Source organism: Rhodococcus wratislaviensis (assembly GCF_041228765.1).
Classification (GTDB): Bacteria; Actinomycetota; Actinomycetes; order Mycobacteriales; family Mycobacteriaceae; genus Rhodococcus_F; species Rhodococcus_F wratislaviensis.
Genome location: NZ_CP150488.1, coordinates 76,741 through 95,057, shown reverse-complemented (window position 1 = coordinate 95,057; position 18,317 = coordinate 76,741). Strand labels below are relative to the sequence as shown.

Here is an 18,317-nt window from a genome sequence, read left to right as displayed (position 1 = left end):
TACATATAGGCATATGTCAAGGAAATCTGGGGTCGTATCCAGGTGATCGAGAATTTTCACGAGGCCGGGAATCGTCGGTCTCTCGGTCAGAGAAGTTCGAGGACCATCGCGTTGGCCATGCCGCCCGCCTCGCACATCGACTGCAGGCCGTACCGAATTCTGCTGTCGCGCATGTGGTGCACCAGTGTGGTCGCCAGCCGGGCGCCTGAGCCGCCGAGCGGGTGGCCGATCGCCATCGCGCCGCCCAGCGGATTGAGCTTCGCGTAGTCGGCACCGGTCTCCTGCAGCCAGGCCAGTGTGACCGACGAGAACGCCTCGTTGATCTCGAATGCTCCGATGTCATCGAGGGACAGCCCGGCCCGCGCGAGGACCTTGGCAGTGGCCGGGATCGGGCCGGTGGCCATGGTCACCGGATCGACTCCGGCGAGAGCCACCGTGTGGATGCGGGCCAGCGGGTTCCATCCGTGGCGCGCGGCAACCTCGCTGCTGGTCACGAGCAGTGCTGCGGCGCCGTCCGAAATCTGCGACGAATTGCCCGCCGTGATCCGGCCGTCCTCCTTGAACGGGGTGGGGAGTGCGCTAAGGCGTTCCAGCGTCGACGTGCGTCGGATGCCCTCGTCGGTGTCGAACACGAACGACGCCCCGTCCGGGCCGGTCACCTCGACCGGGGCGATCTGCCCCACGAACCGCCCCTCGTCGATGGCTGCCGCGGCACGCGCGTGCGAGTCCAGTGCATGCTGGTCGAGTCCCGACCTGCTCAGGGCGAATTTCTCGGCGATCATCTCGGCGCCGACGCCCTGGTTGAACTCGACGTGGTCGTACCGCTCCCGGACGAGTGGGCCGAACGGTGTGCCGCATCCCGTGGCATTACGTGCCGACCCCATCGGAACGCGGCTCATGCTCTCGACGCCCCCGGCGATGGCGATGTCGTACTGACCGCTGATCACGCCCGCCGCGGCGAAGTGGAGGGCCTGTTGCGACGACCCGCAGGCACGCTCGATCGACACACCGGGCACCGACTCCGGCCAGCCGGCCGCAAGGACCGCGAACCGGCCGACGCCGCCGGCCTGTTCGCCGACCTGGCTGACGCAACCCCACAGCACGTCGTCCACGGAAGTCGGATCCAGGTCGTTCCGATCGCTCAGGGCGCTAAGCACGTGCGCGGACAGGTCGACGGGGTGGATACCGGCGAGTGCTCCGCCCCGTCGGCCGACCGGTGTGCGGACGGCGTCGACGATGACAGCGTCGTACATGTGATTCCTCCTCGTTGGCAGGTCGCGGACGTTCCCGCCGACCGCTCCCTTTAAGTGAATATGCGATAACAGATCTGCCGATGTCCTCCTCGTCTCGCTCCCTGCCCTGGGATAGGGCTGGTCCTGGTCGCGAGGCAGGGGATCAGTGGCCGCTCTCAGGTTATAGCAGATTCACATTTTTCGAGATAAGGCTTGATAGATAGCCAATTCGATGATTGACTTCTGCCCCAGACGCGCTGATGTGACTCCTGTCACTACTGCGGTTCGCTGCGTCCAGTTCGGTGTCGAACGCGAATCAACACTCACCCTCTAGGAGTAGTCGTGGTAGCAGATCAGAGAACCGCCGGGCGGAAGTCCGCTCGCGGGGACGCCGGCGAGTCACGCCGTATGGCCTGGGGGCTGACGGGCGTCCTCGTACTCATGTACATCGTCAATTTCGCCGACAAGGCCGTGCTCGGGATCATCGCGCAACCGCTCGCACACGAACTCGGTCTCACCTCCTCGGAGATCGGTCTCGCGGGAAGCGTCTTCTTCCTGATGCTGTCGCTCGGCGGGTTGCTCTCGGGCGTCCTGGATCGATGGCTCGGTCTGCGCTGGGCCCTCGCGATTCTCGCGATCCTGTGGTCGGTGACGATGCTGCCGCTCATCGTGGCCGCCGGATTCGCCACGCTTCTGGTGAGCCGGATGCTTCTCGGATTGGCCGAGGGCCCGAACTCGGCATTGCTGTACACCGCGACGTACTCGTGGCATCCCCCCGCTCGCCGCGGCCTTCCCGGCGCGCTGCTCGCCTGCGCGGCGTCGATCGCCAAGATCGCGATCGCTCCGATGCTGGCGTACGTCGCCGTCGCGTGGGGCTGGCGATCCGCCCTGGTGGCCCTGTCCATCATCGGCCTCGGCTGGTGCGTTCTGTGGCTGCTCGTGTGGTCGGAGGGGCCGTACCGGCGCCGCGACCATTCACCTGCCGCCGGCGGAGGTGACTCGGCCGCGCCCCACGGCGTGACCGAGCCGGCGGTGCCGTGGACGCGGATCTTCCGCTCGCCGACCTTTGTCGGCGGTGCCCTGATCGTCATCAGTGTGTATGCGCTGGTGTCTGTCGTGCTCACCTGGTTGCCGTCGTATTTCGAGACCGGGCTGGGCTACAGCCGACTGCAGGCCGGATCCATGTTCTCCATCCCGAGCCTGTTCGGACTCGTCATCATGCTGAGTTCCACGTGGTTCAGTGATCGTCTCGTCGTACGCGGCGTGAGTATGAGAACCGCGCGGGTGATCATGCCGGTGGTCGGACTCGTCATCGGTGGGTGCGTCCTCACGACGTTGCCGTACATCACCACTCCGGTAATCGCCGTGCTCGTCGTCTCGATCGGGTATGCCGTCGGTTCGCCGGTCTTCCCGTTGCTCAATGCTGCGGTGGCCGAACTCTGCCCCCCGCGGCAGGTCGCGGGGACGCTGGGTGTCTTCCTGTCCCTGATGGCGATCGGCGGGTTCATCGCGCCGTATCTCATGGGCCGCATCGTCGACGCGGCCGCGACGGCGGCGGGTGGCTACGCCACGGCGTTCCAGATACTCGGAATCGTGGCCGTCGCGGCCGGTCTTCTCGGCGCCCTGATCATCGACCCCGAACGCGACAAGCGGCGCCTTCGCGGGCTCGTGGCAGGCGATGTTCCGCAACTGGGAATCTGAGATGAGTTCGGTGACAGACGATGACGTCCCGCTCGACCTCGCCCACGGAGACCCTTCGGCGGACACATCGCGGCCCAGTCGCTCACTGCAGCAGGCGGTACCGTCACCCGGGAGCACGCGGCGCATTCCTTGCACGGCTACTTCCTGAGTGCGGGCAACCCGCACGATCCCATCACGTATCGGGTGGAACGACTGCGCGACGGCCGCTGCTACCGGTCGCGACGGGTGACGGCGACACAGGACGGAACGGCCATCTTCACCTTGTCGGCATCGTTCAAGCTGCCGGAGGTCACACCCGATCGCCAGCCCGTCATGCCCGCTGTCCCACCGCCGGAGGAACTTCCGGACCCCTACGAGGCCTGGTCGCGGGTGCGGCCGGACGAATATCGGGATGCCGTGACGGCGCGGGTGATGTCCATGCGGTTCGTCCCGTCCGAGGATGTCGACGGCGACAGGCCCCTCGGTATTGCGGAACAGTTCGTGTGGCTCGAGCCCGCGCACTCCCTCCCGGACGACCCGTTGATGCACGTCTGCGCCCTGACCTACGGCTCGGACATAACGCTGGCATCGACGGCCGCACTCGACCGTCAACCCCACCGCAGTCTGCAGCGAGGTCCGTCGCGGGTCTTCATGACGTCCCTCGACCACGCAGTGTGGTTCCACCGACCGTTCCGGGCCGACGACTGGATGCTGTTCGCGCAGCAGAGTCCGTCCGCCGTCGACGGCAGAGGCCTCTCGATGGGCAACTTCTGGACTCGTGACGGTCACCTGGTGGCCACGGTCGTCCAGGAATCGCTGATGCGGCCCGTGCGGCGTATCGACCACGAAAATGACTGATCTGCAACAACATTTATCAACCCTCGACAACCTCGAGCGAGAATTCGGAGGTCCGCGTGTACTCGACCCAATTCCTGCACCGTGCGTTGCAGCAGGCCCCCGACGGGCCGATGACAGTCAGCGGCGACCGCGTTCGGACCACCCGTGACATCGCGGACAGGGTCGCCCGGTTGTCGGGCGGACTGCACGGGCTGGGTGTGTCGGAGGGAGACAGGGTCGCCGTCCTCGCCCTGAACTCCGACCGCAATCACGAGATCTTCCTCGCGTGCTGGTGGGCGGGCGCGGTGGTGAATCCGGTCAACATTCGATGGAGTGGACGGGAGATCGCGGACTCGCTCCGGGACGCCGGGGCAGTGGTCCTGCTGGTCGACGACGAGTTCGTGGACATGGTCCCCGCGTTCCGCGAACAATGTGCCGACCTCCGCGCGGTGGTGCACTGCGGCAACGGTGTGGCCGGACACGGGATGGCAGGCTACGAGGAGTTGATCGCCGCGTCCGAGCCGGTGCCGGACAAGCGAATCGGTGGTGATGCGATGGGTGCACTGCTGTACACCGGCGGCACCACAGGTGTGTCGAAGGGCGTCATGGTGAGTCATCGGAACTTGCTGACGGCGGCGCTCGGCACCCAGGCGGCCTGCCAGTCGGTGTTCGCCGGTGGGGTCAATCTGGTCGTGAGTCCGATGTTCCACATCGCGGGGCTCGTGGCATGGGCGACGCAGAACCTCCTGGGTGGTACCCAGGTCTTCCTGCCGACGTTCTCACCCCGGGCCGTGCTGGAGGCGATCCAACGGCACCGGGTCACCACGGTCGGGGCAGTGCCGGTGATGCTGCAGATGCTGGTCGCGCACCCGGATATCGAGTCGTACGACCTGTCGAGCGTGAAGTCCGTTCGCTACGGCGCGTCGCCGATTTCGCCGACGTTGCTGCAAGGCGCCATGAGGGTGTTCCGGAACAGCGGCTTCGCTCAGGGGTACGGGATGACCGAGACCGCACACATCAGCGTCCTCGGGCGGGAAGACCATCTGGCCGGGGGCGAACTGCTCCGTTCCGCGGGACGTGCCCTGCCGCACTGCGAACTGCGCGTCGTCGACGCCGACGACGTGGAGGTGCCTGCCGGCGTGCTGGGCGAGATCGTGACCCGGGGCGATCACGTCATGCTCGGTTACTGGAACAGGCCGGAGGAGACCGCGGCCGTGTTGCGGAACGGCTGGATGCACACCGGCGACGTCGGTTACGTGGATCGGCACGGTTACGTCTTCGTGGTCGACCGGATCAAGGACATGATCATCACCGGCGGCGAGAACGTCTACTCGACCGAGGTGGAGAACGCACTCGCTGCCCATCCCGCTGTCGAAGCGTGCTCGGTCATCGGTGTGCCGGACACCCGGTGGGGTGAGCGCGTCCATTCCGTCGTCGTGCTCCGGGAGGGAGCACGTCCCGATGCCGAGGAATTGCGCGCACACGTGCGCGGGCTCATCGCCGGATACAAGGTGCCCCGGACGGTCGAGTTCCTCGACGCGCTGCCTGTCTCGGCGGCGGGGAAGGTGCTCAAGCGCGATCTCCGTGCGGCGGCCTGCCGGGCGGACGGCTGATACCACCGGTCGGGCGAAGAGCGATTCCCTAATCATGGATCATTCCGAAAGATTCTGTTGACATGCAGGAAGAAGTCGGACAAAGTGAATTAGCAATAACCTCTGTATCGAAGGGCATTCTATGACCGCCACCTCGGCCGACGTCGTACTCTCCAGCCGTCGCGACCACGTCGTCACCTGGACGATCAACCTTCCGGAGGCCCGTAATCCCATCTCCGGCGACGACGTCATCGACCGGCTCGTCGAACTCGTCGAGGAGGCGAACGAGGACGTCGACACGCGCGTCGTCATCCTCACCGGCGCAGGCAGCGCGTTCTCCGCCGGAGGGAACGTCAAGAACATGGCGGATCGTGCCGGAATGTTCGGTGGCGCCCCGCACGTGATGCGAGAGGGATACCGCCGCGGCATCCAGCGGTTGCCCAAGGCGATCTACCACTGCGAGGTCCCGATCATCGCGGCGGTCAACGGTCCCGCAGTCGGCGCCGGCTGCGATCTCGCGATGATGTGCGACATGCGCGTCGCCTCGACCAACGCCTTCTTCGCGGAAAGCTTCGTCAAACTGGGAATCATCCCCGGCGACGGTGGCGCCTGGTTGCTACCGCGGGCGGTCGGTGCCGCACGCGCCGCGGAGATGGCCTTCACCGGCGACCGGGTGGATGCGGCCACCGCGCTCGACTGGGGAATGGTCTCGAGCGTCGTCGATCCCGAACTGCTGCTCGACACGGCGCACGAGCTGGCCGAGCGGGTCGCGGTCAATCCGCCTCACGCACTCCGGATGACCAAGAAGCTCCTGCGCGAGGGGCAACGTCAGGACCTCGACAGTCTGCTCGAACTCTCCGCCGCGATGCAGGCGCTGTCGCATCACACCACCGACCACGGCGAGGCCCTCGCGGCCTTCGTCGAGCGACGGGCCGGGCAGTTCACCGGGAGCTGAGCCACGCCCGGCGACTATTGCAACCCATCGACGTACAGCACTGAAAGGACCCGCCGTGAAGCGGACACTCTTCAACCGGGAACACGACGAATTCCGGACAATGGTCCGGGAGTTCATCGCCCGCGAGGTACTTCCCAACCGGGAGAAGTGGGACGAAGTCGGGCGTCCGCCGCGCGAATTCTTCGAACGACTCGGTGAACTGGGAATCCTCGGAATCTCGGTGCCCGAGGAATTCGGCGGCGGTGGCGAGACCAGCTTCAAGTTCGCGACCATCGTCTTCGAGGAGGTCGCCAGGGCAGGAGTGTCGTTCGGCTCGTACACCGTTCACTCGTGCATCATCCTGGGGTACCTCCTCGAATACGGCTCCGACGAGCAGAAGCAGCGGTGGCTTCCGGACTTCGCGGCCGGCCGGCTGATGACGGCGATCGCGATGACCGAACCGGGAACGGGCTCGGATCTGGCCAACATCTCCACCACCGCCAAGCTCTCCGAAGACGGCACACACTACGTGCTCAACGGAGGCAAGACGTTCATCACCGGCGGGGTGACGGCCGACCTGGTTCTGACCGTCTGCCGCACAGCTCCTTTCGATCCGGAGAACCGGCGATCCGGGCTCTCCATCATCGCGGTGCCCAAGGAATCCGACGGTTTCGAGGTGGGCCGCACGCTCGACAAACTCGGTCTGCATCAACAGGATACGGCCGAGCTGTCCTATCGCGACGTGCGTGTCCCGGTCGGGAACCTGCTCGGTGAGGAGGGCGAGGCGTTCGGCTACCTCACCCACAATCTTCCTCAGGAGCGGCTGAGCATCGCGCTGAACTCCGTGGCGCACGCCGAGGCGGCGATGCTGCACGCCACCCGGTACGTCCAGGACCGCACCGTTTTCGGCAAGCCGGTGGCCTCGTTCCAGAACACGAAGTTCGTTCTCGCCGAGTGCTCCGCCGAAGTGCAGGCGGCACGCGTCCTCGCCGACAACGCGCTCGAACTGCTCGACCGAGGTGAGCTCACGGTGGCCGACGCTGCCCGGGCCAAGCTGTTCTGCACCGAGACCGCGGGTCGGGTGATCGACAAATGCCTCCAGTTGCACGGTGGATACGGCTACATCACCGAGTACCCGATCGCACGGCTCTACGCCGACACCCGCGTGACGCGAATCTACGGCGGCACGAGCGAAGTCATGAAGTCCATCATCGCCAAGGACCTGGGGCTGTAGGCCGGATCGCAGGAGGAACCGAATGTATCCCGGACGCCACGCCGCGACCACTCCCGACAAACCGGCCGTCATCGAAGCCGCCACCGGCAAGATCGTGACGTACCGCGACCTCGAGGACCGATCCGTGCAGTTCGCCCACTGGCTGACCGGCCAGGGCCTCGGTCCGGGCGACCACCTCGCGGTGCTCTCGGTCAACGACGCCAGAGTATTCGAAATCTACTGGGGTGCGGTGCGCTCCGGTATGGTCGTCACCTTCGTCAACACGCACCTCACCCCGTCCGAGGTCTCCTACATCGTCGACGACTGCGAGGCTCGGACGCTCGTGGTGTCGGCCCGGCTTGCCGAGCTCGCGACGGCCGTCGTGGACTCCACCCCGAAGGTCCGCAGCAGGCTGGCCTTCGGCGGGGCCGTGCCCGGCCACGACGATTACGACCAGGCCATCGCGTCTCTGAGCACCAGCCCACCGTGCGACCAGCCCCGCGGCTCGGACATGCTGTACTCGTCCGGGACGACCGGGCGGCCGAAGGGCATCGTGGTCGCCCCGACCGACGACCAGATCGGCGACGAGCCCGGTCCCCAGTTCGTCGGACTGTTGCGCAACTTCGGCTTCGACGAGAACTCCGTCTACTTCTCGCCCGCACCGATCTACCACGCCGCGCCGTTGCGCTACGGCGCCGGCGCCCACGCCCTCGGCGGAACCGTGGTGATGGCCGACCGATTCGACGCCGAGTCGAGTCTGCAGTTCCTCGAGCGGTACCGAGTCAGCCACAGCCAATGGGTGCCCACACACTTCATCCGGATGTTGAAGCTCCCCGAAGCCGTACGCAACCGGTACGACGTCTCGTCCATGAAGGTCGCGATCCACGCCGCCGCCCCCTGCCCGCCGGAGGTCAAACGGGCGATGATCGACTGGTGGGGCGAGATTCTCTACGAGTACTACTCGTCGACCGAGTCGGTGGGCAGCACGGTGATCACGACGCAGGAGTGGCTGCGCAAACCCGGCAGCGTCGGGCGCGGACAGGGTGCCACCAGCCGTGCGCACATCTGCGCAGAAGACGGGACCGAACTGCCGGCCGGGCAGGTCGGGCACATCTACTTCGCCCGGCCGGGCCATTCCTTCGAATACCACAACGACCCGGTCAAGACGGCGCAGTCGCGTCACCCCCGCAATCCCGGCTGGGTGACGACCGGGGACATCGGCTTCCTGGACGAGGACGACTACCTGTTCCTCACCGACCGCGCGAAATTCGTGATCATCTCCGGTGGGGTCAACATCTACCCGCAGGAGATCGAGAACGTCCTCGCGGTCCACCCCAAGGTGTCCGACGTTGCGGTGATCGGCGTGCCGGACGAGGACATGGGGCAGTCGGTGCACGCGGTGGTGGAACCGGGGCCGGGCGTCGTCGGTGACGACACGCTGGTCGCCGAACTCCTCGACTACTGCCGTGGGCGTATCGCCGGGTACAAGTGCCCGCGCAGCGTCGCGTTCGTGACCGAACTGCCGCGAACGCCGACAGGGAAATTGGCCAAAGCAGCGTTGCAGGCGTGAGCCTGCGGAAGCATTCGACACACTCGTCGAGGGAAGTAGACAGCATGCACACACAAGTGGTGCCGGCCGCGGGCCCGCCCGATCACGAACTCGACGCGTTGCGGGCCGAGGTGCGAACGTTCCTGCGCGAGCAGATCGACGCCGGCGTGTTCACACCCGGTGTGGACACGTGGCTCACCCGATGGAATCCGGACTTCACGAAGGCCCTCGCAGCCCGCGGCTGGCTGGGCATGACGATCCCGGCGGAGTACGGCGGGCAGGGCCGCACGTTCATGGAGCGGTTCGTCGTCACCGAAGAACTACTGGCCGTCGGCGCACCCGTTGCCGCACAGTGGGTCGCGGACCGGCAGGCCGCGCCGTCGCTGCTCACCTACGGCACCGAGGAACAGAAGCAGCGGTTCCTCCCCGGTATCGCCAACGGCGAGATCAGCTGGGCGATCGGCATGAGCGAACCGGAATCGGGTTCCGACCTGGCGAGTGTCCGCACGAAAGCCGTCCGGGTCGACGGTGGCTGGCGAATTACCGGGACCAAATTGTGGACGTCCGGCGCCCACCGTGCCGACGCCTTCTTCGCCCTCGCGCGGTCGGCTCCGCTGGACCAGGCGCAGCGCCACGCCGGGCTCAGCCAGTTCATCGTTCTGCTCGACTCCCCGGGGGTGCAGATCCGGCCGATCCTGTCGATGTCGGGCGATCACCATTTCAACGAGGTGATCCTCGACGACGTGTTCGTGCCGGACGAGTTGGTGCTCGGCCGCATCGGCGAAGGCTGGAAGCAGGTCACCTCCGAGCTCGGGTTCGAACGCAGTGGTCCGGAACGTTTCATGTCCACGTTCCCGGTCCTCGCCGCGATGGCCGAGGAAATCCGGGAGGGACGGCAACCGGCCGATGCCCGCATCGGAGCGCTCGTCGCCCGGACCTTCGGCCTCCATCACATGTCCCGCGCGGTGTCGGAGGCACTGGGGCGTGGTGACGACGCCGAGCTGGGCGCCTCGGTGGTGAAGGTCCTCGGCACCAAGACCGAAGGTGACATCGCCGACCTCGTCGAAGAACTGGCCGGCGAGCCGGCGGCGGGCGGCGACCACTTCGCCGAACTGGTCCGTGCCGGCGTGATGCAGCGCCCCGGATTCACCCTGCGGGGCGGCACGAGTGAGATTCTGCGCGGCGTCATCGCGCGGGGATTGGGGATGCGCTGATGACCGGACCGGCAACCGACACCGAGATGCGGGAGTTCGCACGCATGCTCGACCAGGTCTTCGCCACGGACCGGCGGGCCCCGGGCGAGGCCCGGGAGTTCGATCGCGAATTGTGGTCGACGCTCGCCGACCTCGGCCTCACGCGGCTCACCGGCCCGGAGTCCGAGGGCGGCAGCGACGCCGGGTGGACGGAGTCGGCGTACCTGCTCGCGGCCGCAGGCACCGCTGATCTCCCGATCGCCGAGAACGATCTGCTCGCGGGATGGCTGCTCGGCAGGTCCGGGTGCCCGACCGCGCACTCCGGCCCCGCCGTGGTCCGCACCGCAGCCGTGCTGGACTCAGACGGGACCGCGCGGCACGTCCCGTGGGCGCGCTCGGTGGATGCGCTGGTGGCCCTGTGGGAGGCGGACGGCACGTGGCGGGTCGCCGAATTCGCCCGCTCGGATGTCGAGGTGACGGAGGCGGCCAATCTCGCGTCGATGCCCCGGGACCACGTCCGGGTCGACGTCTCCGCGCAGCAGGGCACGCCGGTGCCTGCGGACGTGGTGACGGAGTTCCTCCGGCGCGGCGCGCTGGCCCGGGCGCTCGCAATGGCCGGGACCATGGAACGCGTCCTGGCCCTCGTCGTCGAGCACACCTCGGCGCGCACACAGTTCGGTCGCGCGGTGGGCAAGTTCCAGGCGGTGCAGGCCATGGTCGCCGACATCGCTGCGGAGGGCGCCCTGGCACGTGCCGCCGCGAACGCCGCGGTGTCGATCGCCGAGGAACACGGTTTCGGAAGCCCGGAGGCCGGTTTCGCCGTGGCCGCCGCGAAGTCGTGCGCCGGACATGCGGCGTCGGTGGTGGTGCGCAACGCCCATCAGTGTCTCGGCGCGATCGGTTTCACGATGGAGCACGAACTGCACCGGCACACGAACGCGTTGCTGGCCTGGCGTTCGGAATACGGTTCGGTCCGCTACTGGGACGAGGCGCTCGTCGCGGCCGCGGCTGCCGCCGGGGAACGTGGCCTGTGGCCGCTCATCACCGACGGTTAGGCGGCCCCGCCGCCCGTGCGCGGTTAGCGAGTGCAGAGACTCGTTAACCGCGCACGGGCGCGGAGCGCCTACGGCGTGACGATCGGGAATGCGCTGTCGGGTGCGTCGAGGAGTTCCGTGAGGACCAGGAGCTTCGACGGGTCGCCCGTCACCTCGATGCCCTCCAGCCCCTTGCCGGCGAACAGTCCGAGTAACTGCATCTTCGTCAGTGTCAGCGAGACGTCCGGTTGCGTCGGGGTCCTCGGCGACAGTGTCTGGATGAGTGCACCGTTGGACAGCGTCGTCCGGTAGTGCGCTTCGGGTTCGGTGAAGTGCCACTCCGCGACGAGGGTCTTGTCCCAGGCTCGTGGACCGTTGATGCGGAGGGCGATGGAGTCGAAGATCTGCTCGATCGTCAGGGCGCTCAGCATGTCGGCGCCGAGGTCGCTGAGCGGAGGGGCGACGATGCCGCCGCGCAGTTCGAGTGCACCCGTGAGGTAGAAGTTGCGCCACGTCGCGTTCTCCGAGCCGAACCCGAGTTGCTCGTAGGTGCGGGCCAGCAGGTCCTTGGCCGCACCGTCGGAAGGGTCGGCGAAGACGGCGTGCTTGAGCAGTTCGGCGGCGAACCGCAGATCGCCCTGCTCGAGGTACTGCGTCGCCTTCGACCGGACCTCGCTCTGGCCGCCCATGCACTCGACGTAGCGTGTGGCCGCGTTCTCGGGTGGGTGCTGCCACAGCGACGTCGGGTTGCCGTCGAACCAGCCCATGTACCGCTGATAGATCGCCTTCACGTTGTGACTGACCGAGCCGTAGTAACCGCGTGCGTGCCAGGCGGATTCGAGGGCCGGCGGCAGCGGGAAGTCCTCGGCGATCTCGATTCCCGTCATCCCCGTGTTGAGCATCCGCAGGGTCTGGTCGTGCAGGTACTGGTACAGGTCGCGTTGCTGCGACAGGAATTTCACCACCCGGTCGCGACCCCACGTCGGCCAGTGGTGGGAGGCGAACGCGACGTCGTAGCCGCCGTCGAACATCTCGATCGCCTGATCGAGATACCGCGACCAGGCGCGGGGATCCCGGACCAGCGCGCCTCGCAGCGTGAGGAGATTGTGCAGATTGTGGGTGGCGTTCTCCGCCATGCACAGTGCCCGATGGTCCGGGAACAGGAAGTTCATCTCGGCGGGCGCCTCCGTTCCCGGCGTCACCTGGAAGACGATCCGGATGCCGTCGACGGTCTCCTCCTGGCCGGTGTGGGTGATGTCGACGGTCGGTGGGATCAGACCGGGCCGACCCGCCGAGGTGTTCGTACCGAGCCCGGCGCCGAGGTGCCCGCGCGGGCCCTTGGGGAGCAGCGGCCCGTACATGTAGGTGGCGCGCCGGCCCATTGCCGTTCCGGCATAGACGTTCTCGGAGACCGCGTGCTCGAGGAACCCTTCGGGGGCGAGGATCGGGACGTCGCCGCGACCGTCCGGGAGGACGCCGACGACGCCGCCGAAGTGATCGATGTGGGAATGCGTGTAGATCACTCCGGTGACGGGCCGATCGCCGCGGTTCTTCCGGTACAGCGCGAGCGCGGCGGCCGCGGTTTCCTGTGAGATCAGCGGGTCGATCACCAGGACACCCGTCTCGCCCTCGACGATCGTCATGTTGGACAGGTCGATACCCCGTAGCTGGTAGATGCCCTCGGTGACCTCGTACAGGCCGTCCTTCGCGCACAGTTGCGACTGACGCCAGAGGCTCGGGTGGGCGGTGTCCGGGCAGTCACCGTTGAGGAACGAATACTCCTGCATGTCCCACACCACGCGACCGTCCTCACCCGTGACCGTGCAGGGGTCGAGGCGGTCGACGAAACCGCGGTCGGCGTCCTCGAAATCGGTGGTGTCCGAGAAATCGGGTGTCATGATTCTTCCTTCTCGTGTCGCGGTGGGGCGGGGGCAGGGACCGGTGCAGGGGGAGTGGGGGCGCTGCTGAGGATCGTGTTCACCCACCGCGTGGACGGGTCGATGTCGATCAGCAGGGCCTTCGCCATCAACGTCAGCGGGATGGCCAGGATCGCGCCGAGGGGTCCGAGGATCCACGTCCAGAACACCAGCGACAGGAACGTGAACGTCACGGACAGGCCCACCGCGTCTCCGACGAACTTCGGCTGGATCACGGACTGGATGATGACGTTGATGACGCTGTACACGACGATGACCGTCAGCATCAGTCCCGGACCGCCCTGGAGGAGCGCGAGCAGGGCCGGCGGAACGAGCCCCAGGATGAAGCCGACGTTCGGGATGTAGTTGGTGATGAACGACAGCAGTCCCCACAGGACCGGCAGCGGAATCCCCAGCGCCCACAGTGCCCCGGTGTCGATGACGGCGACGATCAGCCCGAAGACCGTGGACACGATCAGGTACTTGCGGGTGCCGACCGAAAAGGCGCTGAGAGCGGTGGCGATTTCGGGGCGCATCTGCGTGACGATCCGCATCCGTGACCCGTAGGAGCTTCCGTCGACGGCCATGAACAGCAGGAGGGCGAGGACGAACAGCAGATTCGAGAAGACACCCAGCATTGCCTGCAGGATCCCCTCCACGAGTCCGAACACCTTGCTGTAATCCACCTGGGAGAGGAGGGTCTGGGCGTCCGTGGAGTTCACGCCGTTGCTGTTCAGGAAACTCTGGGCGCTGTCGATGAGGGCGGTGAAGTCGTCCGCGTACTCGGGTAGGAGCGTGGCGAGCTGGGCGACCGACAGGGCCAGCGACAGCACGAGAACGAGAATGATGCCGTTGACGACCAGGATCGCCGCGATCGTGGCGATCCACCCCGGGACACCCTTCCGGTGCAGCCATTCGGGCAGCGGGTGGACCGCGACGGTCAGCATGAGCGCGAGGAAGATCGGGCCGACTATCGACGCGGCCACCTGAATCCCCGCCACGGTGACGACGAGCGCGGCCAGGCCGAGAATCACGATCAGGCCGCGCGGCATCGACCACCGAGTTTCCGACGCCGCGCCGGAAATGTCCTGCGGATCGGTCATCGCGTGTCCCTTCGCAACAATCGGCCAACCGGGATGCCCCGAATCGACTGTTGCACCCGGCGGACGACGACACATCATCCGTTGCAGATGAGGATCACCCGGCGCGGATGATGCCGACACCGCCGCGAGGCCGCACGATTCCACTGTTCGAGCACATCCTTTCGAGAAGGGCATGGACATGACGACAAATCCGGAGTCCAGGACCAACAGCCCTGTCAAACAGGGTTTTGCGGCGGGAACGTCGCTGGCAGCGGCGATATTGCTGCTGACCGTCGGCGTGATCTCGTTCTTCCAGGGCATCGCCGCAGTCGCCTCCGACAATCTGCTGGTCATCGGCGTCGAGTACACCTACCAGTTCGACACCACCGCGTGGGGATGGATTCACATCGTTCTCGGCGTCGTCCTGGTCATCAGCGCGATCGGCCTCATGACGGGCGCCACCTGGGCCCGTGTCGTGGCCGTCTGCATCGCTGCGCTGTCGATCCTCGCGAACTTCCTCTGGCTGCCCTACTACCCGCTGTGGTCGATCCTGATCATCGCGCTCGACGTCGTCGTGATCTGGGCGGTCACCACCTGGGACACCGCCAGGGACTAGGACGATCACGACGTGGTGAGTTCTGCGACCGGCACTTGGCCGGTATTCGGCTCGCTGCAGGAATATCGGAAAGGATGGGTCAGGCCCGACGTCATCGCGGGCCTGACCGTGTGGGCCGTGCTGGTCCCGGAGGCCCTGGCCTACGCGACCATCGCGGGAGTTCCCCCGGTCGTCGGTCTGTACGCGGCGATTCCGGCACTGGTCCTCTACGCGGCGGCGGGCAGTTCCCGGCATCTGGTGGTCGGGCCGATGTCGGCGACGGCCGCCCTGTCGGCTGCCATCGTCGCGCCGCTCGCCGGGGCGGACGGCGGCAAGTATGCCGCCCTGACAGCGGTGCTGGCGATCGCGACCGGCATCGTCGGGCTGCTCGCGGGTCTTCTCCGACTGGGCTTCATCGCGTCGTTCATCTCGGGGCCGGTGCTGAAGGGTTTCATCGTCGGGCTGGCCCTGACCATCATCATCGGGCAGGTGCCTGCCTTGTTCGGCGTGGAGAAGGAGCACGGAAACTTCTTCGAACAGGCGTGGGGAGTCGTCACCCACCTGGGTGACATCGACTGGGGCACGCTCGTCGTCGGTGTGCTCAGTCTCGTCGTGGTTCTCGGATTCAAACGGTGGCTGCCGCTCGTGCCGGGCTCGCTGCTGGCCGTCCTTCTCGGTATCGCCGCGGTCGCCGTGTTCGGTTTGGACGGAAGAGGTGTCGACATCGTCGGTCACATCGATTCCGGGCTGCCGTCGGTGGGACTGCCGGGTGGTGTCGGGTTCGACGATTACATCGACCTTCTCGGGCCCGCAGTGGGCGTGCTGCTCATCGGGTTCGCGGAAGGGCTCGGTGCCGCGAAGACGTACGCCGCGAAGGAAGGCTACGAGGTGGACGCCAACCGGGAACTCCTCGGCCTCGGCGCTGCCAATCTCGGCTCGGGGCTGTGCTCGGGAATGGTGGTGAACGGCAGCCTCTCCAAGACAGCGGTCAACGGCGGGGCGGGCGCCAAATCACAGGTCAGCGGTCTCGTCGTCGCGGTTCTCACCGTGGTGACCCTGCTGTTCCTCACCGGACTGTTCGAGAAACTCCCCGAGGCGACGCTTGCAGCGGTGGTCATCGCCGCCGTCATCGAACTCGTCGACATCTCCGCGCTCCGCCGGCTCTACGGGGTGTGGACCGAAAGGCTCGGCAGTATCTACGGATACGCCGCGCGTGCCGATTTCGCGGCCGCCCTCGCCGCGATGATGGGCGTGCTCCTGTTCGACACTCTGCCCGGGCTCGTCATCGGCATCGGCGTGTCCATGCTGCTGCTGCTCTACCGGGCGTCGCGTCCCCACGTCGCGGCGCTCGCGAAGGAGGGGTCGCTGTGGGTGGACGCCGAGCGTCATCCCGATCTGCCGACCACACCGCACGTGGTCGTGGTGCGCGTCGAGTCGGGACTGTTCTTTGCCAACGCCGATCACGTCAAGGACCGCATCGAGGCCCTGTGCGCCGACGACACGCGAGTGGTGGTCCTCGACGCCGAGACGTCGCCGTTCGTCGACGTCAGTGCCGCGCAGATGCTCGTGCAGTTGCGGGATGTGCTTGCGCGCCAAGGAATCGAGCTACGTGTGGCACGGGACATCGGGCAGTTCCGGGACACGATACGACGCTCGGGCTCGGACGCGACCCCCGTCGGCCTGTATCCGACCGTGCGCGAGGCCCTCGGGGAACCGGATCGGCGTAGCGAGGATTCATGACAGGGCCGAGGTTTCGGTGTGAGTCACCGTGACCGTTCTCGCGCCGACCCTCGTCGGGTACCGGAAGAAGTGGCTCCGCGCCGACGTGGTCGCGGGCCTCAGCGCCGGCGCGGTCGTGATTCCGCAGGCGATGGCGTACGCCACCATCGCGAACATGCCCGTCCAGATCGGCCTGTACACCTGCATGGTGCCGATGGTGGTCTACGCGATACTCGGCGGATCCCGCACCGCCAGTGTAAGTACCACCTCGACCATCGCGACCCTCACCGCGTCCACCCTGATCGGAGCGGGAATCGCCGCCGGTTCCGACGACGCCCAGACGTCGCTGATGACGCTGACGCTGTTGGTGGGCGTGATCCTGCTGCTGGCGAGGCTGCTGCGGCTCGGTGCGATCATCGAGAACATCAGCGAGGCAACACTGTCCGGGATCAAGGCCGGGGTGGGGCTGACGGTGGCCGCGAGCCAGCTGCCGAAACTGCTCGGCGTACCGTCCGATCCGGACGCCACCGGATTCTTCCGCGTCGTGTGGTCGGCGCTCCGGCAGGTCGGCGACGCGAACGCCGCCACCGTGCTGCTGGCCGCCGGGTCGATAGCGGCGCTGTACGCGATGGCGAAATTCATACCGCGGGTCCCAGGGCCGCTGGTCGTTGCGGTCGCGGGGATACTGCTCGTCGCGCTTGCGGGCATCGACGGCCGCGGGGTCGCGTTGATCGCCGAGGTGCCGCGTGGCATTCCGCTACCCGGTATCCCACCGCTCGCCGACATCGGTGCGCTGGTGCCCGGGGCACTGGCGATCGCGATCATGGCGTTCCTGGAGACGGTGTCCGTCGGGCGTGGAGTGCGGCGGCAGACGGAACCGCCGATCGACAGCGACCGCGAACTGCTCGCCAACGGTGCGGCGTCCGTGGCGGGCGCCTTCTTCCACACCCTGCCGCCGGCGGGCGGATTCTCGCAGACCGCGGTCGCGTTGCGGGCAGGGGCGAGGACCCAGCTGAGTGGGCTCGTCACGGCGGCGCTGGCGGTGCTCGTCGCGCTGTTCCTCGCCCCGGTGCTCAGCGACCTGCCGCAGGCCACGCTCGGCGCGATGGTGGTCGTCGCGACGCTCGGACTGCTCGATTTCGGGTCGTTCGCACGGTTCTGGCGCATCGACAGGACCGAGTTCTGGGTGGCGCTCGCGACCGCACTCATCGGTCTGGTCGCCGGACTGCTGCCCGCCGTCGCGGTCGGGGTGCTGTTCACGTTGTATCTGGTACTGCGCGAGCTGAACCGGCCGCACGTCGTGCAATTGCAGAAGGACGGACACGGCCAGTGGCGCGCGGGGGAGGAAGACGCGCCGACCGTTCCCGCCGATCCTCTCGTACTCCGGCTGAACGTCGGTCTCTACACCGCGAACGTGCGGGCGAACACGGTGGCGATCCGCACTCGCCTGGGGGTGGTCGAGGGCCACGACACGTCGACCGTGCCCCACACGCTGATTCTCGACTGCTCGCGCCTGCAGAAGGTGTCGCTGACCGTGATGCGCAGCTTCCTCGACCTCGAGCGGGAACTGTCGGACGCGGGGGTCACCGTGTACTTCGCCGAGTTGCCCCGCGCCAACCGCGACACGGTGCTCCGCACGGACCTGGGGCGCGAATTCGACGGCAGGGGCCGGTTCTTCCCCACCGTCGACGACGCCGTAGGCGCTGCGCACCCGTGAGTGGTTGACGAGTCTCTGGACTCG

At 67.0% G+C, this 18,317-nt stretch carries 14 protein-coding genes and 1 pseudogene; 12 read left to right on the top strand and 3 right to left on the bottom strand.

The annotated features are described in order from the left end of the window. Positions 1–86: 86 nt before the first annotated feature. Positions 87–1,253, bottom strand: coding sequence for a thiolase family protein (locus WKC72_RS00435; protein ID WP_112300533.1), 1,167 nt, complete (start codon positions 1,251–1,253; stop codon positions 87–89). Between the two features lie 321 nt (positions 1,254–1,574). Between WKC72_RS00435 and WKC72_RS00430 the strand changes: the two genes are divergently transcribed. From WKC72_RS00430 to WKC72_RS00390, 9 genes and pseudogenes are all read left to right on the top strand, one after another. Continuing rightward, positions 1,575–2,933, top strand: a complete 1,359-nt coding sequence (locus WKC72_RS00430) for an MFS transporter (protein WP_370181446.1) — start codon at positions 1,575–1,577, stop codon at positions 2,931–2,933. A 57-nt stretch (positions 2,934–2,990) separates the two neighbouring features. Beyond that, positions 2,991–3,197, top strand: a pseudogene (locus WKC72_RS00425) (acyl-CoA thioesterase); the annotation flags it as partial. Positions 3,198–3,245: 48 nt separating this feature from the next. Then, the gene (locus WKC72_RS00420) at positions 3,246–3,770 is read left to right on the top strand and encodes a hypothetical protein (RefSeq protein WP_328286547.1); all 525 of its coding nucleotides are present in this window, start codon (positions 3,246–3,248) and stop codon (positions 3,768–3,770) included. A 56-nt stretch (positions 3,771–3,826) separates the two neighbouring features. Next, a complete protein-coding gene (locus WKC72_RS00415) occupies positions 3,827–5,362 on the top strand; it encodes a long-chain fatty acid--CoA ligase (protein ID WP_370181445.1) in 1,536 nt (511 codons plus the stop codon). Positions 5,363–5,483: 121 nt separating this feature from the next. Further along, a complete protein-coding gene (locus WKC72_RS00410; protein WP_112302097.1) occupies positions 5,484–6,296 on the top strand; it encodes a crotonase/enoyl-CoA hydratase family protein in 813 nt (270 codons plus the stop codon). 55 nt (positions 6,297–6,351) lie between these two features. Then, a complete protein-coding gene (locus WKC72_RS00405) occupies positions 6,352–7,509 on the top strand; it encodes an acyl-CoA dehydrogenase family protein (protein WP_370181444.1) in 1,158 nt (385 codons plus the stop codon). Between the two features lie 22 nt (positions 7,510–7,531). Beyond that, positions 7,532–9,058 (top strand): acyl-CoA synthetase, encoded by a 1,527-nt coding sequence (locus WKC72_RS00400; RefSeq protein WP_370181443.1) that lies wholly within the window; start codon positions 7,532–7,534, stop codon positions 9,056–9,058. A 44-nt stretch (positions 9,059–9,102) separates the two neighbouring features. After that, positions 9,103–10,251 carry an acyl-CoA dehydrogenase family protein gene (locus WKC72_RS00395; RefSeq protein ID WP_370181442.1) on the top strand — a complete coding sequence of 383 codons (1,149 nt, stop codon included), beginning with the start codon at positions 9,103–9,105 and terminating at the stop codon, positions 10,249–10,251. Further along, positions 10,251–11,285, top strand: a complete 1,035-nt coding sequence (locus tag WKC72_RS00390; RefSeq protein WP_112302093.1) for an acyl-CoA dehydrogenase family protein — start codon at positions 10,251–10,253, stop codon at positions 11,283–11,285. Before WKC72_RS00395 ends, WKC72_RS00390 begins: the two co-directional genes overlap by 1 nt. Positions 11,286–11,353: 68 nt before the next feature. On the opposite strand, the gene WKC72_RS00385 is transcribed toward WKC72_RS00390, so the two are convergent. Together WKC72_RS00385 and WKC72_RS00380 are read right to left on the bottom strand one after the other, a co-directional pair. Further along, entirely contained in the window at positions 11,354–13,162 is a 1,809-nt protein-coding gene (locus WKC72_RS00385; RefSeq protein ID WP_112302092.1) for an alkyl/aryl-sulfatase, read from the bottom strand. Continuing rightward, positions 13,159–14,283 carry an AI-2E family transporter gene (locus tag WKC72_RS00380; protein ID WP_037229008.1) on the bottom strand — a complete coding sequence of 375 codons (1,125 nt, stop codon included), beginning with the start codon at positions 14,281–14,283 and terminating at the stop codon, positions 13,159–13,161. The genes WKC72_RS00385 and WKC72_RS00380 overlap by 4 nt, the downstream gene beginning before the upstream one ends. Before the next feature lie 172 nt (positions 14,284–14,455). On the opposite strand from WKC72_RS00380, the gene WKC72_RS00375 reads away from it, so the two are divergent. Genes WKC72_RS00375 through WKC72_RS00365 form a run of 3 tightly spaced genes read left to right on the top strand, consistent with a single transcriptional unit; the run spans position 14,456 to position 18,293 of the window. Further along, positions 14,456–14,878, top strand: a complete 423-nt coding sequence (locus WKC72_RS00375; protein WP_081792272.1) for a hypothetical protein — start codon at positions 14,456–14,458, stop codon at positions 14,876–14,878. A gap of 12 nt (positions 14,879–14,890) precedes the next feature. After that, positions 14,891–16,597, top strand: a complete 1,707-nt coding sequence (locus WKC72_RS00370; RefSeq protein WP_370181441.1) for a SulP family inorganic anion transporter — start codon at positions 14,891–14,893, stop codon at positions 16,595–16,597. A gap of 28 nt (positions 16,598–16,625) precedes the next feature. Continuing rightward, the gene (locus WKC72_RS00365) at positions 16,626–18,293 is read left to right on the top strand and encodes a SulP family inorganic anion transporter (protein WP_128640182.1); all 1,668 of its coding nucleotides are present in this window, start codon (positions 16,626–16,628) and stop codon (positions 18,291–18,293) included. Positions 18,294–18,317 lie beyond the last annotated feature (24 nt).

Coding starts and splice junctions, on each gene's coding strand:
- WKC72_RS00385 (WP_112302092.1), bottom strand. CDS start 13,162: ATGACACCCGATTTCTCGGACACCACCGATTTCGAGGACGCCGACCGC.
- WKC72_RS00395 (WP_370181442.1), top strand. CDS start 9,103: ATGCACACACAAGTGGTGCCGGCCGCGGGCCCGCCCGATCACGAACTC.
- WKC72_RS00420 (WP_328286547.1), top strand. CDS start 3,246: ATGCCCGCTGTCCCACCGCCGGAGGAACTTCCGGACCCCTACGAGGCC.
- WKC72_RS00390 (WP_112302093.1), top strand. CDS start 10,251: ATGACCGGACCGGCAACCGACACCGAGATGCGGGAGTTCGCACGCATG.
- WKC72_RS00435 (WP_112300533.1), bottom strand. CDS start 1,253: ATGTACGACGCTGTCATCGTCGACGCCGTCCGCACACCGGTCGGCCGA.
- WKC72_RS00400 (WP_370181443.1), top strand. CDS start 7,532: ATGTATCCCGGACGCCACGCCGCGACCACTCCCGACAAACCGGCCGTC.
- WKC72_RS00375 (WP_081792272.1), top strand. CDS start 14,456: ATGGACATGACGACAAATCCGGAGTCCAGGACCAACAGCCCTGTCAAA.
- WKC72_RS00410 (WP_112302097.1), top strand. CDS start 5,484: ATGACCGCCACCTCGGCCGACGTCGTACTCTCCAGCCGTCGCGACCAC.
- WKC72_RS00380 (WP_037229008.1), bottom strand. CDS start 14,283: ATGACCGATCCGCAGGACATTTCCGGCGCGGCGTCGGAAACTCGGTGG.